General features: G+C 40.7%; 12 protein-coding genes and 1 rRNA gene. 11 read left to right on the top strand and 2 right to left on the bottom strand.

What is annotated here, in order from left to right; translation table 11 throughout:
• Nucleotides 1–9 precede the first annotated feature (9 nt).
• The gene (locus ORH16_RS00065; RefSeq protein WP_265455125.1) at nucleotides 10–336 is read left to right on the top strand and encodes a PTS sugar transporter subunit IIB; all 327 of its coding nucleotides are present in this window, start codon (nucleotides 10–12) and stop codon (nucleotides 334–336) included.
• 271 nt (nucleotides 337–607) lie between these two features.
• A complete protein-coding gene (locus ORH16_RS00060) occupies nucleotides 608–1807 on the top strand; it encodes a multidrug efflux MFS transporter (protein WP_265455123.1) in 1200 nt (399 codons plus the stop codon).
• A gap of 133 nt (nucleotides 1808–1940) precedes the next feature.
• Here the strand turns inward: ORH16_RS00060 and ORH16_RS00055 are convergent, their stop codons facing one another.
• Nucleotides 1941–2126, bottom strand: a complete 186-nt coding sequence (locus ORH16_RS00055; RefSeq protein ID WP_265455122.1) for a YjzD family protein — start codon at nucleotides 2124–2126, stop codon at nucleotides 1941–1943.
• A gap of 103 nt (nucleotides 2127–2229) precedes the next feature.
• Here ORH16_RS00055 and dnaE point away from each other — a divergent pair, with 103 nt between their 5' ends.
• From dnaE to pyk, 3 genes are all read left to right on the top strand, one after another.
• Nucleotides 2230–5565: a DNA polymerase III subunit alpha gene (gene dnaE, locus ORH16_RS00050; protein ID WP_265455120.1), complete on the top strand. Its 3336-nt coding sequence runs from the start codon at nucleotides 2230–2232 to the stop codon at nucleotides 5563–5565.
• A gap of 155 nt (nucleotides 5566–5720) precedes the next feature.
• The gene (pfkA, locus tag ORH16_RS00045) at nucleotides 5721–6683 is read left to right on the top strand and encodes a 6-phosphofructokinase (protein WP_265455118.1); all 963 of its coding nucleotides are present in this window, start codon (nucleotides 5721–5723) and stop codon (nucleotides 6681–6683) included.
• A gap of 63 nt (nucleotides 6684–6746) precedes the next feature.
• Entirely contained in the window at nucleotides 6747–8531 is a 1785-nt protein-coding gene (pyk, locus tag ORH16_RS00040; protein WP_265455116.1) for a pyruvate kinase, read from the top strand.
• Between the two features lie 316 nt (nucleotides 8532–8847).
• Here pyk and ORH16_RS00035 read toward each other — a convergent pair whose 3' ends face one another.
• The gene (locus ORH16_RS00035; RefSeq protein WP_265455114.1) at nucleotides 8848–9627 is read right to left on the bottom strand and encodes an ABC transporter ATP-binding protein; all 780 of its coding nucleotides are present in this window, start codon (nucleotides 9625–9627) and stop codon (nucleotides 8848–8850) included.
• 168 nt (nucleotides 9628–9795) lie between these two features.
• On the opposite strand from ORH16_RS00035, the gene ORH16_RS00030 reads away from it, so the two are divergent.
• From ORH16_RS00030 to ORH16_RS00005, 6 genes are all read left to right on the top strand, one after another.
• Nucleotides 9796–10350: a YceD family protein gene (locus ORH16_RS00030; RefSeq protein WP_265455112.1), complete on the top strand. Its 555-nt coding sequence runs from the start codon at nucleotides 9796–9798 to the stop codon at nucleotides 10348–10350.
• A 63-nt stretch (nucleotides 10351–10413) separates the two neighbouring features.
• Nucleotides 10414–10596, top strand: coding sequence for a 50S ribosomal protein L32 (gene rpmF, locus ORH16_RS00025; protein ID WP_265455110.1), 183 nt, complete (start codon nucleotides 10414–10416; stop codon nucleotides 10594–10596).
• Nucleotides 10597–10772: 176 nt separating this feature from the next.
• The gene (gene gndA / locus ORH16_RS00020) at nucleotides 10773–12194 is read left to right on the top strand and encodes an NADP-dependent phosphogluconate dehydrogenase (protein WP_265455108.1); all 1422 of its coding nucleotides are present in this window, start codon (nucleotides 10773–10775) and stop codon (nucleotides 12192–12194) included.
• A gap of 38 nt (nucleotides 12195–12232) precedes the next feature.
• Nucleotides 12233–12919: a response regulator transcription factor gene (locus tag ORH16_RS00015; RefSeq protein ID WP_265455106.1), complete on the top strand. Its 687-nt coding sequence runs from the start codon at nucleotides 12233–12235 to the stop codon at nucleotides 12917–12919.
• Nucleotides 12916–14388, top strand: a complete 1473-nt coding sequence (locus tag ORH16_RS00010; protein WP_265455104.1) for a sensor histidine kinase — start codon at nucleotides 12916–12918, stop codon at nucleotides 14386–14388. The genes ORH16_RS00015 and ORH16_RS00010 overlap by 4 nt, the downstream gene beginning before the upstream one ends.
• A 610-nt stretch (nucleotides 14389–14998) precedes the next feature.
• Nucleotides 14999–15111 (top strand): 16S ribosomal RNA (locus ORH16_RS00005); the annotation flags it as partial.

The following is a 15111-nucleotide window of genomic DNA, read 5'->3' as shown; positions in this document are numbered from 1 at the left end:
GGCAAAAGTATGGTCGATCCAAATGCAAAAACCATCCTGCTGATTTGTACAGCCGGAATCACTTCTGGTCTGCTGGTAAAAAATATGCAGACAGCAGCCGATGAACAACGGTTAAATCTACACATCTATTCGGCACCGGCAATTATCGCCGAACAGATTATTCAAAACCAAAAGGTCGATGTCTTAATGATTGGACCGCAATCAGAATATGAAATTGCCCGCTTAAAAGATTTTCTGAACTACAAAGCCGTTCCTTATAAGCTTATCAAAAAAGATGATTATGAAACATTGGACGGTGAGGCTGTCTTAAAAGATGGCTTAACCCTTTTAAACTAGTTTCCTCCAAGATTTATTTTGTTTTTTCATAAAAGGCAGACGCTTTTCATTTTAGCTAGGAAAAGCTGCAGTTGAAAAGCAGCTGCCGCCCCCTCTGAAGTCTATAGGACAGGCAAAAGGATTCACCGGTCAATGAAGAATCGGCTGGACACCTTTTGCTATGTCCTATAGTTTTCTCAATTGGAGAAATCCCGTCGGAAATTTTGAAAATATTCTTACTTTTTGCTGAAAAAGGAGTATAGTAGAAATGAAAGGGTGGTAAAGAGGTATTATGAAGATTAATTGGCGGAAGAATTTATTGATTTCTTGGATTGGCTGTTTTTTCACAGGGGCAAGTTTTAGTCTGGTAATGCCCTTTATTCCTGTTTATATTGAACAATTACATACACCGGCGGACCAAGTCGAGTTATTTTCTGGTCTGGCAATTTCAGTTACCGCTTTTGCGGCCGCTATTTTCTCACCAATCTGGGGTAATTTAGCTGACCGGCGGGGTCGTAAAATGATGATGATTCGGGCGGCTGCCGGTATGACCGTTTCCATGGGGGCCTTAGCTTTTGTACCAGATGTTTATTGGCTATTAGCCATGCGATTTTTGACAGGAGTTTTATCTGGCTATATTCCAAATGCAACCGCCATGATTGCCTCTCAAGCTCCCAAAGAAAAAAGCGGCTGGGCACTGGGAACTTTGTCAACTGGTGCAGTTGCGGGTTCATTAATCGGGCCTTCTTTAGGTGGCGCTTTAGCCCAATGGTTTGGCATGAGCAATGTCTTTATTATCACAGGAGTGGTGTTAGCCATCACCACGTTACTGACAGTCTTCTTAGTGAAGGAAGATTTCCAGCCGCTGCCAAAGGGCGAGATGATGTCCTCCAAGGAATTATTTGCCAAGATTGATCGTAAATCAATCTTAATCGGCCTGTTTATCACCACCTTGATTTTACAATTAGGGGTCACGAGTATTACACCGATTTTGACTCTCTATATTCGCCAATTAAGCGGTGATATGAACAATATTTTATTTGTCAGCGGGCTGATTGTTTCGATTGCCGGTGTATCGGCGATGATTTCGTCACCTATTTTAGGGCGCTTAGGCGATCGTTACGGCAGCCACCGGGTTTTATTAGGCGGCTTGATTTTGTCCTTCTTATGCTTTGTGCCGATGGCCTTTGTAACCTCGCCGTTTCAATTGGGGGCTCTGCGCTTTTTACTAGGCTTTTCCACCGGCGCATTGATGCCTTCTATTAACACCTTAATCGGCAAAATCACCCCCTTTGAAGGAGTCAGCCGGATTTATAGCTACAATACAATGTTCAATAATTTTGGTCAGGTCTTAGGTCCATTAGTAGGCTCAACAGTTGCTTCAACCTTAGGCTACGCTAGTGTTTTTCTTGTGACCAGTGCTTTTGTTTTAATGAATATCTTCTTGTCCCTGTTTAATTTTAGAGGATTATTGAAACGAAATTTTGATTAAGTATCAAAATGAAGAATAATAAAAAACCAGCTACATGTTGCAAACAGCTGTTAGCTAAGCGCTCTATGGCTCTATGTCAGAGGCTTAGCTAATAACAGTGAATCATTGCATGTAACTGGTTTTTCGATTATATTTAAGATTGATTTGAAGATGTGTGGGGTTTGGCTCCGTAACGAATTAAAATAATGATAACACCGGCAATCAGTGAAACAATTGTCGAAATTTTAAAATCAAAGGCAGTGGCCGCTAAAGAGCTGGCAATATAACTAATCACTTGGCCTAAGATAAAAGCCCAAAATAAGGTAACTACATAACGCATGACCTGCACCTCTTTTCTCACGATTAGTTTAGCACAATCTATAAAATAAAGTAAAGAAAACTCTCTAGATAAACTTAGAAATTTTCATGAAAGGATGACGAGAATGCTGCCTCAGTTAAATACGACTACCAGCTTCACCTTATTGCAAAGCACTTTAAAAATAAAGTCATTGGTTGAAACTGCCAAAGCTCGCGGCTATCAGGCTCTGGCCATTGCTGACCATAACGTTTTGACGGCGGTGGTGGAATTTTTCCAAGTCTGCCAGAAAAATCAGCTAAAGCCAGTGATTGGCCTGCGCTTGGATTATCAGATTCCCGATCGTGATGGCGTCTTTCAACTGGTAGTCTATGCCAAAAATGTAGCTGGTTATCAGCAGCTCCTGCAACTTTCTACCTATAATATGACCCATGACAAACCATTATTCCTTGAGGAACAAGGGGAAAACTTCAGCGAGCTAGTCGGGATTTTACCGGCGGACAATGAACTACGGACAGATGATCGGTTCAACGAAGCCTCAGCCAGCCGGCTCTCTTTTTTACAACAGCTGTTTAGCGACAAGCAATTTTATTTTGCTGTGGAAGTGCCTGATTTAGAAACTGAAAATACTTGGCTAGCCGAGCTTCAAAGGCAAGGCTTGCCGCTAATCGCTTTTCCTAGTGTTCGCTATCTAAATGCCAATGAGAGCTTTGCCGTCAAAGTGATGCAGCACATCAATGACGGAACGACTTTGGAGGAAAACCTGAATGATGGGTTTCGGGATATCCGCGGTACAGAATTTTTACGGGATGCCGCTGAAATCACCGAACTCTATCAACGTTTAGGATTTGCTGAGGCGGTTATCGCTGCTGAAAATTTAGTGGCTATGTGCCAGTTTGAATTGCCGCTCCATCAAAAATTACTGCCCCATTATCAATTGCCACAGGGGGAAACTGCTGCTAGCTATCTAGCAAAGTTGTGTCAACAAGCTCTAACCAAGCGTGTGCCCGCTGAAGATAGTCGTTATACCGAACGTCTAAATTACGAATTAGGAATCATTCACTCCATGGGCTTTGACGATTACTTTTTGATTGTTTGGGATGTCATGGCCTTTGCCCATCAAAATAAAATTGTGACCGGGGCAGGGCGGGGCTCGGCTGCCGGCTCACTGGTGGCTTATCTATTAGAAATTACCGATGTAGATCCGATTCAATATGACTTATTGTTTGAACGATTCTTGAATCCCGAACGTTATACCATGCCGGATATTGATTTGGATATCCCTGATAATAAGCGGGATGAAATCTTGCAATACGTGCAAGAAAAATATGGTCACTTTCATATGGCGCAGATTGCGACTTTCGGGACCATGGCGGCAAAAATGGTCTTGCGGGATGTGGCTCGGGTCTTTGGGTTGTCCCAAAGCGAAGCCAATCGCTGGAGTCAAGCGGTGCCAAACCGCTTGAAAATTACGTTGCCGCTTGCCCTTGAAGATTCAAACAAGCTGCAAACTTTAGCTGGTCAATCAGAAAAATATCAACTGCTCTTAGAAACCGCTATGCAGTTAGAAGGTCTGCCACGACATGTTTCAACCCACGCAGCAGGCGTTGTTATCAGCGATCAAAACTTAGTCGAGCTGGTGCCTCTGCAAACGGGTTCCGATAATATCTTATTAACGCAATTTACCATGAATGATGTGGAAGCCATTGGCCTGTTAAAAATGGATTTTCTAGGCTTACGCAATCTTTCTATTATTGATGACACCTTGAAGGGCATCAAAAAAGGGTATGGGATTGAATTTGACTATAAACAAATTCCCTTAGATGATTTACCGACAATTGAGCTCTTTCAAAAAGGGGCTACTAGCGGAATTTTTCAATTTGAATCAGCAGGTATTCGCAATGTTCTGAGGCGTCTGGAGCCTAATGGGATTGAAGATATTGCCGCCGTCAATGCTCTTTATCGTCCAGGTCCTATGCAAAATATTGACACCTTTATTCGCCGGAAAAAAGGCCAAGAGCCGATTCGTTATCCCGATGATAGCCTAGCAGAAATTTTAGGTAATACCTATGGTGTCATGGTCTATCAGGAACAGGTCATGCAGGTGGCTTCAAAAATGGCGGGCTTTTCACTGGGACAAGCCGATATTTTACGGCGGGCCATCAGCAAGAAGAAAAAAGATGTCTTAGATGAACAGCGGCATCTCTTTGTCAGTGGTGCCTTAAAGCAAGGTTACTCTGAAGCAAAAGCCAACGAAGTCTATGATTATATCGAACGCTTCGCTAATTACGGCTTTAACCGTTCCCACGCTTTTGCCTATTCCTTTGTCGGCTTTCAAATGGCCTATTTGAAGGTCCATTATCCGGCACCTTTTTACGGCGCACTATTGCATTCGGTGCGGCATAATCCAGCAAAAATTAAAGAATACGTCAGTGAGGCCCGCAAAAATGGCGTGGAATTAATCCCTCCTTCAATCAATCAAAGCAGTTACAGCTTTAAAATTATTGATCAAGGGAAAATTTTATTTGGCTTAAGTGGCTTAAAGGGACTACGTCGCGACTTTATTTTAGAAATTTTAGAAGAACGGCGGGCGGCAGGACGCTATACTAGCTTTGACCAATTTTTAATTCGCACCCATAATAAATGGCTCAAGCTGGAAAATCTACGGCCATTAGTGGCAATTGGTGTGTTTGATGAAATTGAGCCCAACCGCAAGCAATTAATGAACAATTTAGAAAGTAAAATCCAAAATACGATATATAGCGGCGGTAGTCTAGATTTATTAGGTATCATGGAATTAAAGGAGGCCGAACTTCCAGATTATACCTTGGCTGAGCGTCTTAACTTGGAGGAAGAATATTTAGGTATCTATCTTTCTGGGCATCCGACAGAAGGCTTTCATAAATTACGCAAAGCGAAAAAAGTTCAAAGCATCACTGATAGTCTAGCGGGTCAAAAAAATCGTGTCCTGTATTATTTGCGGGATTTACGGGAGATTCGCACCAAAAAAGGCGAGTTGATGGCTTTTCTTGAAGGCAATGATAGCTCAGGCGAAATTAGCGTAACTATTTTCCCCCAATTGTATCGTAAGGTCATGGGTATTTTAGAGGTCAATCAGGTCTACTATCTTGAGGGCAAGGTTGAAGAGAGCAGCTATAATCAAGAGCTTCAGTTATTAGCGGAAACCATTCAGCCGGCTAGTCAAATGGAGGGGCAGATTGCAGATCAAACTGCCTATCTCAAAGTCATTCCTGAAAATGACACAAAGGAATTTCTGCAAAAACTACAGGGGATTTTAAAGCGCCACAGCGGGCATATTCCGGTGATTGTCTTCTTTTCCGGCAGTGGGCGCAAAATTCAGTTGGCAGAAGCTTTTTGGGTAGATGATAGCCGAGAAGCAGCCGAACAATTGAAGTATCTTCTTGGAAATGAAAATGTAGTTTTCAAAAATATCACAAATTAGAAGTAAAGTATTTTCATTTTTTTCAACTTTTTAGGGGTTAACCAAGACTTTTCCTAATAGATTATGGTAAAATGGGTCTCGTGGAAAAATCAAATTTTCAAAAACTCAGAAACTGGTTTTCAGTCTGAGAAGTAAACTAATGAGGTGACATATAAATGAAGCGCATTGGAATCTTAACAAGCGGTGGCGATGCACCGGGAATGAATGCGGCAATTCGTGCCGTGGTGCGTAAAGGTATTTATGAAGGATTAGAAGTTTATGGCATTAACTATGGCTATGCTGGGTTAGTTGCTGGAGATATTCGTAAACTGGATGTTGCTGATGTCGGTGATATCATTCAGCGGGGTGGGACCGTGCTTTATTCTGCCCGCTATCCAGAATTTGCCACTGAAGAAGGCCAATTAAAAGGCATCGAGCAATTAAAGAAATTCGGAATTGAAGGTTTAGTAGTTGTTGGCGGTGATGGGTCTTATCATGGCGCAATGGCCTTGACTAAACACGGCTATCCAGCAATTGGTATCCCTGGAACAATCGACAACGATATTCCTGGAACTGATTTTACCATTGGTTTTGATACAGCCATCAATACAGTTTTAGAATCTGTTGATAGAATTCGTGATACAGCGACTTCCCACGTCCGGACCTTCGTCATTGAAGTGATGGGTCGGGATGCCGGCGATATTGCATTGTGGTCAGGTGTGGCCGGTGGGGCTGATGAAATTATTATTCCTGAACATGACTTTGACATGGCAGAAGTTGCTAAAAGTATTCAAAGTGGCCGAGAACGTGGTAAAAAACATTGCCTCATCATTTTGGCGGAAGGTGTTATGGGGGGCAATCAATTTGCTGAAGAATTATCAGCTTATGGCGATTTCCATACCCGTGTATCAATCTTAGGTCACGTTGTTCGTGGTGGTTCGCCATCAGCACGAGATAGAGTTTTAGCCAGTAAATTCGGCGCCTATGCTGTTGATTTGTTAATGGCAGGTAAGGGTGGCTTATGTGTAGGCATGCTTGAAAACAAAGTCGTGGCAGCCGATATTATTGATACTTTAGAAAACAACAAGCATAAACCTGATTTGTCTTTATTCGATTTAAATAAACGTATTTCTTTCTAACGTTAAATTGCTCTTGAAAGAATGCATTTAAAATAAAAAAATATAGAGGAGCGTTTTTCTGTAATGAAAAAGACTAAAATTGTCAGCACGTTAGGACCAGCCAGTAACACTGTAGAAATTATTTCTCAATTGATTGAATCTGGAGCCAATGTATTTCGTTTCAACTTCTCCCATGGAGACCATGAAGAACAATTAGGTCGGATGGAAATGGTTCGCCAAGCTGAAAAAGCAATTGGCAAAGATGTTGCCATCTTGTTAGATACTAAAGGTGCTGAAATTCGGACTACCGTTCAAGACACAACTGAAGCGGATTACGGTCGTGCTGGCTATATTCAATTTACAGCTGGTGACAAAACTCGTATTTCAATGGACCCTGAATTAAAAGGGAAAAAAGAAAAAATCGCTGTCACATATCCTGGTTTATTTGACGATGTGCATGTGGGCGGTCACGTATTATTTGATGACGGCTTGATTGACATGCAAATTCTTGAAAAAGATGCTGTTAACCGTGAATTAGTTGTTGAAGTGAAAAACACTGGTATGCTAGGCTCAAGAAAAGGGGTCAACGCACCAGGTGTTTCAATCAGCTTACCAGGTATCACTGAAAAAGATGCGGATGATATCCGTTTTGGTTTAGACAACGATATCGACTTTATCGCAGCAAGCTTTGTTCGTAAAGCACAAGACGTATTAGATATTCGTGAAATTATCGAAGAAAAAAATATGAATCACGTGCAAATCTTCTCTAAAATTGAATCACAAGAAGGTATCGATAATATCGATGAAATCATCAAGGTTTCTGATGGTATCATGGTCGCTCGTGGTGACATGGGTGTCGAAATTGCAGCTGAATTAGTGCCATTGGCTCAAAAACGTATTATCAAAAAATGTAACCTTGCTGGTAAATCTGTTATCACAGCAACACAAATGTTAGAATCAATGCAAGAAAATCCTCGTCCAACCCGCGCTGAAGCGTCTGACGTTGCCAATGCGGTCTTTGATGGAACAGATGCAACCATGTTATCTGGTGAATCTGCCAATGGGGATTACCCAGTTGAAGCAGTTGCGACAATGGCTAGAATTGACGAAGAAGCTGAACAAGCTTTATCGGAAATGGGTACTTTCCAAATCAATCAATTCGATAAAACCGATGTAACTGAAACAATTGGTTTATCAGTGGCTCGTGCTGCGAAAAACTTAGGTGTTAAAACAATCGTTGCAGCGACTGAATCTGGTTATACTGCGAAAATGATTTCAAAATATCGCCCAGAAGCTGATATTTTAGCGGTTACCTTTGATGAAAGAACCAAACGTGGTTTGATGTTAAACTGGGGTGTCTTCCCAACCGTTGCTGAAAAACCAACAACAACTGATGAAATGTTTGACTTAGCAGCTAAAAAAGCCGTTGATTTAGGCTTTGCTGAAGAAGGCGACTTAATCTTAATCACAGCCGGTGTACCAGTTGGTGAACGTGGCACTACTAACGTTATGAAAATCCAATTAATCGGTTCTAAATTATTAGATGCTCAAGGTGTTGGTGAAAAAGCAGTTGTTGCCAATGCAGTGATTGCGAACTCTGCTGAAGAAGCAAATGGTAAAGCGAAGGATGGAATGGTCTTAGTTGTTCCAACAACTGATAAAGACTACATGCCAGCTATCGACAAAGCAGCAGCTTTGGTTGTTGAAGAAGGCGGCTTAACAAGCCATGCAGCAGTAGTCGGAATTGCCAAAAACATTCCGGTTATCGTTGGCGCACAAGATGCCCGCAATCTGATTGCGGATGGTGAATTAATCACCGTTGACCCTCGTCGTGGAATTGTCTACCGTGGTCAAACAACAGCTATCTAAAAGATAATCTCTTTAGAGGTTGTGACATTGGTCAAAAACAGAAACGGACTTAACGGACACGATCTTGTAAGAAAGATTAAATAGTGTCAATTTGCGATGAGAACCTATTGGACTACAGTCGCAAACAAAGTATGGTATGGGTTTCCATCTGTTAAAGAGACTAATGTCACCACCTCTTTTCTCATTAAAAACTAGAATAATGCAATGTAAAAGGACCAGCAAAAGTTAGACAAAAAATCTAACTTTTGCTGGTCCTTTTATGTAATCCACACGAGTAATTGCATTTTTTATTCTCATTTTTTGTTGCAGGACCAATTTATCCCGGTAAAACCATCAGCCGTTCAGGTGTAATCTCTTGAAAACGAATCGGCTTTTGATAAAATTCCGATAGATTTTCCTTTGTAAATAAGGATTTTCTTTGACCTTGAGCAAAAATTTGACCATCCCGAATCATCAAAAGATGATCAAAGGTCGGCAAAAGTTCCTCCGTGTGATGGGTGACAAACAATAGAGCTGGTGAATTTTTTTCAGCAGCTAAGCGGTCAATGCGGGCTAACAGTTCTTCTCTAGCAAAGAGATCTAGTCCGTTGCAGGGCTCGTCTAAAATTAACAGCTCTGGGTCTGCCATTAAAGCTCGGCTAATTAAGACAATTTGCCGCTCACCTTGAGACAATAGCTTATAAGGACGCCCGATTAATCGCTTTGCATCAAAGGAAAGTAAAATATTTTTAGCCCGCTCCATGTCTTCAACAGAATATTTTTGATAGATACCAATACTGGCAAATTTTCCAGACAACACAATTCTTTCAGCAGTTTCGGATTCATGAATCCGATATTGCAATGCAGTCGAAACCCAGCCAATCCGTTTTTGCAGCTCTGGAATTGACGTGTGGCCAAAGACTTCGCCTAAAACCTGCAAACGACCCTTAGAGGGCCAGAGGCTGCCGGTGATTAGCTGCAGCAGCAAAGTTTTGCCGGCACCGTTCAGCCCTAAAATACCGCAGTTTTCCTTTTCTCGCACCTGCCAATTAATCTCTGATAGTAATTTTTTCTGCTCCCGAATCAGTGAAACATTTTCAAATGAAATGATTTCCATAGTAAACACCTTCTTTTCTATAGCATTACTATAAAATATCTCAAACAATTTGCCTACTCTTTTTAACAAAAAGTGACAAAAAGTCAAAATGAAAAGGTGTCAAGAAAATTTCATTGACAAAGGTTTTTAAGCCCTGTATAATAGCTTTTGTTGCGTAGAGGTGAGAAGATGAAATGGTCATTATTAGAACTTCGGAAATATCAGGAAGCTCCTTTAGCATTTTCCGAAACTCTTGATTTAAAGCAAAATTTAATCAAACGTGATGGCTCCATTTTAGATTTGGAACCAGTTGTTGTGGAAGGAATTTTAACTGTCGACAAAGCCGCCTATATTATTCATTATCGGGTGCAGACAAGTATCACAATACCTTCGACACGTTCTTTGGAACCAGTAGTCTTGCCAATGGACTTTACGGTGGATGAGGTATTCATGACACCAGAACAGTACAATCGGCGAGAGGATTTGATTCCTGAAGAAGAGATTATTATCTTAGACAAGGATTCAATTGATTTAGATGAATCAATTGAAGACAATCTACTCTTGGCAATTCCCACACGGGTTTTGACGGAGGCGGAGGAGCATGCGGACAAATTACCTGAGGGTGATGGGTGGCAAGTGATGTCTGAAGAGGATTATCTTTTACAACAAGAACAAGCAGCAGATCAGCTTGATCCTCGTCTAGCTAAACTTTCAGAATTATTCTCTGACGATGATTCGAAATAAACGCTAGATTGGAATAAATTTGCAGGATTTTTCTGCAAAAATTTATAAAGGAGGTGTTTGTCAATGGCAGTACCAGCTCGTAAAACTTCTAAAGCGAAAAAAGCAAAACGTCGTACTCATTACAAATTAACCATTAACGGTTTAAACGAATGTCCTAATTGTGGTGAAATGAAGAAAAGCCATCATGTATGCTCAAATTGTGGCTACTATGACGGAAAAGACGTTATGACTAAAGAAGAAGCATAAGACATTTTTGAAATGTCGAAAACCCCGAGACTAACCATGGAGTCTCGGGGTTTTCTTATGACGAATGTTATTTAGTTTTTTTCACAAACAAATACTATTTTGTTTCAATTATTAATTTCTTAGGATATAATGAGAGGGATTAGGGAGAATTCCCATTTTTTTTAGGAGGTACCAAAATGACAAAACAACAAATCGGTGTTGTCGGCATGGCCGTCATGGGTAAAAACCTAGCACTGAACATCGAAAGCCGCGGCTACTCTGTCGCTATCTATAACCGGACGGGTTCTAAAACTGAAGAAGTGATTGCCGAACATCCGGATAAAAATCTGCACGCTGCTTTTACTGTAGAAGAGTTCGTGAATTCATTAGAAACACCTCGCCGTATTTTATTAATGGTCAAAGCTGGCGCAGGAACAGACGCTACCATCCAATCACTATTGCCTCACTTAGATAAAGGGGACGTTTTAATCGATGGTGGGAACACGTACTTCAAAGACACGATTCGTCGTAATGAAGAGTTAGCTAATTCTGGCATCAACTTTATCGGCACTGGTGTTTCTGGTGGTGAAAAAGGCGCTCTAGAAGGCCCTTCTATTATGCCTGGCGGCCAAAAGGAAGCTTACGAATTAGTGGCACCAATTTTGGAAGAAATTTCGGCTAAAGCTGAAGATGGTGCACCATGTGTGACGTATATCGGCGCAAACGGTGCTGGTCATTATGTCAAAATGGTTCATAATGGGATCGAATACGGCGACATGCAATTGATTGCCGAGTCGTATGATTTAATGCAAAACATCCTTGGCTTATCTGTTTCAGAAATGGCAGATATTTTCAGCGAATGGAACAAAGGCGAATTGGATTCTTACCTTATTGAAATTACTGCTGACATTTTAACTCGTAAAGATGATGAAGGCACTGGCAAACCAATTGTGGACGTTATTTTAGATGCTGCAGGGAATAAAGGGACTGGTAAATGGACTAGCCAAGATGCATTAGACTTAGGTGTTCCGCTATCGTTAATTACGGAATCCGTTTTTGCCCGCTATATTTCAGCCTATAAAGAAGAACGGGTAGAAGCCAGCAAAGTCTTGCCGAAACCAGCGCCATATAATTACGCTGGTGACAAAACAGAATTGATTGAAAAAATTCGTGAAGCCTTGTACTTTAGCAAAATCATGAGCTATGCCCAAGGATTTGCGCAATTACGTGTCGCATCTAAAGAATACGATTGGGACTTGCCATTTGGCGAAATTGCAAAAATTTGGCGTGCTGGTTGTATTATCCGGGCCCGCTTCTTGCAACGCATTACAGATGCCTATGACAAAGATGCGGATTTGAAAAACTTATTGTTGGATGACTATTTCATGGAAATTACCGCGAAATATCAACAAGCTGTTAGAGATGTTGTGGCGATTGCCGTTCAAGCAGGAATCCCTGCACCAACTTTCTCAGCAGCGATTGCTTATTTTGACTCTTATCGGGCAGAACGTTTACCGGCTAACTTAATCCAAGCACAACGGGATTACTTTGGTGCACACACCTATGAACGGACAGACAAAGAAGGCATTTATCACTATAGCTGGTACCACGAAGAATAATTCGCAGAAGAGAATGTTAGCGAAGAAAGGAAAATTGAATGAGTAGTATTCTAGTCATTGAAGATGAAAAGAACTTGGCTCGCTTTGTTGAATTGGAGTTAAAGCATGAAGGCTACACGACGGAAGTTCATTACAATGGACGGACTGGCTTAGAGGCTGCCCTTGAGGAAGAATGGGATGCCATTTTGCTGGATTTAATGTTACCTGAATTAAACGGCTTAGAAGTTTGCCGACGGGTACGTCAGGTGAAAAATACACCCATTATTATGATGACCGCTCGTGATTCAGTAATTGACCGGGTTTCTGGTTTAGATCACGGTGCAGATGATTATATCGTAAAGCCTTTTGCTATTGAAGAGCTGTTAGCCCGCCTAAGAGCTTTGTTGCGCCGAATTGATATTGAAGGCGATAAAAATATCGCCAAACAAACGACGTTAACCTACCGTGATTTGACGATTGAAAAGGAAAATCGAGTGGTGCGTCGTGGTGAAGAGATTATCGAATTGACGAAACGTGAGTATGAACTACTATTAACCTTAATGGAAAACATTAATGTTGTTTTAGCTCGAGATGTTTTATTAAACAAAGTCTGGGGTTATGAAACAGAAGTTGAGACAAACGTTGTCGATGTTTATATTCGTTACCTCAGAAATAAAATTGACGTTCCCGGAGAAGAAAGCTATATCCAAACTGTACGGGGAACAGGCTATGTGATGCGTTCATGATAAATAAAAAACAAGTAGAACTGAAGGGGCCCTCTTTGACTGTCAAGTGGGCCTTGGCAAGTTCTTTCTTTATATTCGTTGTTTTTACAATTTTTGCTGTTATTACGTACCAACGAACGGTCAGCCTGATGGCGTCAAGGGAGCAGGCCAACGCTAAAACAACAATGACTGATACAGTAGCTCGTCTAGCTCAAGCTGATCAAGAATTATCGACAAGCTCTGTTGTGACCTATCTATTTAACTCAGTCGATGAGGTAACCGATAATTCCAATGATCAAACTGTTTATGGAATTGATGGGTTATATAGTGAATTAGGTCAGGAAGACTTGAATCTGACAATATTTAATTTGTCAGAGGACCCGATTTTCCAAACCCAAGCAGCCACGCAAGATTTTGCCGGAACAGACGTCAAAGAAGCGGATATCACCACCATCAGTAACGAAACTGGCCTGCTTTCAGTTGAACCGATACGTTCCGTCACTACCAATCAAGTGGTAGGCTATGCCCAAATTTTTTATAGCCTCAGTAGCTTTTACGAAATTCGTGAACGTCTATTGCTGACGCTAGTCGTCTTAGAAATAATTTCATTAATTTTATCTAGCTTTTTAGGATTTTTGTTGTCTAGTTACTTTTTGAAACCCTTAAAAGTCCTCAGAAATACGATGGAAATTATCCGTAATGATCCAGAATCCGATGCCCGCATGCCTGAAATCAAGACAAATGACGAACTTGCCGATATCTCAGAGAATTTCAATGAAATGTTAGACCGCATGAAACTCTATATTGAAAGCCAAAAACAATTTGTAGAGGATGTTTCCCATGAACTCAGGACACCAGTGGCAGTCATCGAAGGCCATTTAAGTATGTTAAACCGTTGGGGGAAAGATGATCCAGAAATTCTGCATGAATCAATTCTAGCCAGCCTTCAAGAAATTAGTCGGATGAAGACCCTCGTTCAGGAAATGCTCGATTTATCTCGAGCACAGCAATCGGAAATTCTTTACAAAAACGAAACTTCAAAAGCTAAAGAAGTTATCTACCAAGTTTACAATAATTTCAAAATCTTATATCCAGAATTCACCTTTACTTTAGATGATGATTTACATGAAGAAGTCGATGTTAAAATCTATCGCAATCATTTTGAACAGTTGATCATCATTATTTTAGATAATGCTGTCAAATATTCAACGAATCGTAAAGAAGTGCATATTTCAATTTCTCGTAATAGCAATGCCTTTGAGTTAGCTATTCAAGATTTTGGTGAAGGAATCACAGAAGAGGACTTAAAGAAAATCTTCAACCGTTTTTACCGAGTGGATAAAGCTCGAGCTCGAACTAAGGGTGGAAACGGGTTAGGTTTATCAATCGCCAAACAACTTGTTGAGAATTATAAGGGGACAATTTCAGTTGATAGCTCTGTAGGTCACGGTACAATTTTCAGAATTACGTTACCGCTTGTCGTAAAATAACAGATCTCTAAAGAGGATTCAGAGTAGTATCTTTGAATTCTCTTTTTTATTTGTAAAATATTGAAGTTTTCGAGGAGAGTTTTTGACTTCTTTTAGTTCAATTTCCGAACAATTTCAAAAGAATTAAAGAGAGTGTTCTGATAATGAAAAAAATAGCAAAAAGCGTGATTTATCTCTTGCATTCTTGCTGTAAGATTGGTATATTTTATCTTGTCCTTGTGAAAGAAATAATTCGTTTAAGAAATTTCAAATTTCTTGTTGACGAATCTGAAAAGGCATGATAGACTAACAAAGTCGCTTGAGGATGAGGAGTTTAAGATAACAAAACTTCTGAAAAATTCACAAGCCAGCAACGAAGCTTTTCTAAAAAAACTTTTTGGAAAGTTGTTGACAATCAGCTACAAAGCTGATAAGATATAAAAGTTGCTGAAACAACAGATTCACTTCTTTTTAAGAAGCTGAATTGCAACATGTAGACCTTTGAAAACTGAACAAAGCAAACGAACCAATGTGTAGGGCGTCCTTGATAGTCAAGGACAAAATAAACATTGCAAGCAAAAGCTAGCAAACAATTAATGAGCTAACAGTCGCAAGACTGTGCAAACACTTTTATTATGAGAGTTTGATCCTGGCTCAGGACGAACGCTGGCGGCGTGCCTAATACATGCAAGTCGAACGCTTTTTCTTTCACCGGAGCTTGCTCCACCGAAAGAAAAGGAGTGG

This window comes from Enterococcus sp. HY326 (assembly GCF_026157065.1).
In the GTDB taxonomy this organism is placed as follows: Bacteria; Bacillota; Bacilli; order Lactobacillales; family Enterococcaceae; genus HY326.
This window is presented reverse-complemented; position numbering and strand designations above follow the sequence as displayed.

What these genes read in the sequence shown, in the direction of transcription:
- ORH16_RS00065 (WP_265455125.1), top strand. Translation starts at nt 10, where the DNA reads ATGGTCGATCCAAATGCAAAAACCATCCTGCTGATTTGTACAGCCGGA.
- ORH16_RS00060 (WP_265455123.1), top strand. Translation starts at nt 608, where the DNA reads ATGAAGATTAATTGGCGGAAGAATTTATTGATTTCTTGGATTGGCTGT.
- ORH16_RS00055 (WP_265455122.1), bottom strand. Translation starts at nt 2,126, where the DNA reads ATGCGTTATGTAGTTACCTTATTTTGGGCTTTTATCTTAGGCCAAGTG.
- dnaE (WP_265455120.1), top strand. Translation starts at nt 2,230, where the DNA reads ATGCTGCCTCAGTTAAATACGACTACCAGCTTCACCTTATTGCAAAGC.
- pfkA (WP_265455118.1), top strand. Translation starts at nt 5,721, where the DNA reads ATGAAGCGCATTGGAATCTTAACAAGCGGTGGCGATGCACCGGGAATG.
- pyk (WP_265455116.1), top strand. Translation starts at nt 6,747, where the DNA reads ATGAAAAAGACTAAAATTGTCAGCACGTTAGGACCAGCCAGTAACACT.
- ORH16_RS00035 (WP_265455114.1), bottom strand. Translation starts at nt 9,627, where the DNA reads ATGGAAATCATTTCATTTGAAAATGTTTCACTGATTCGGGAGCAGAAA.
- ORH16_RS00030 (WP_265455112.1), top strand. Translation starts at nt 9,796, where the DNA reads ATGAAATGGTCATTATTAGAACTTCGGAAATATCAGGAAGCTCCTTTA.
- rpmF (WP_265455110.1), top strand. Translation starts at nt 10,414, where the DNA reads ATGGCAGTACCAGCTCGTAAAACTTCTAAAGCGAAAAAAGCAAAACGT.
- gndA (WP_265455108.1), top strand. Translation starts at nt 10,773, where the DNA reads ATGACAAAACAACAAATCGGTGTTGTCGGCATGGCCGTCATGGGTAAA.
- ORH16_RS00015 (WP_265455106.1), top strand. Translation starts at nt 12,233, where the DNA reads ATGAGTAGTATTCTAGTCATTGAAGATGAAAAGAACTTGGCTCGCTTT.
- ORH16_RS00010 (WP_265455104.1), top strand. Translation starts at nt 12,916, where the DNA reads ATGATAAATAAAAAACAAGTAGAACTGAAGGGGCCCTCTTTGACTGTC.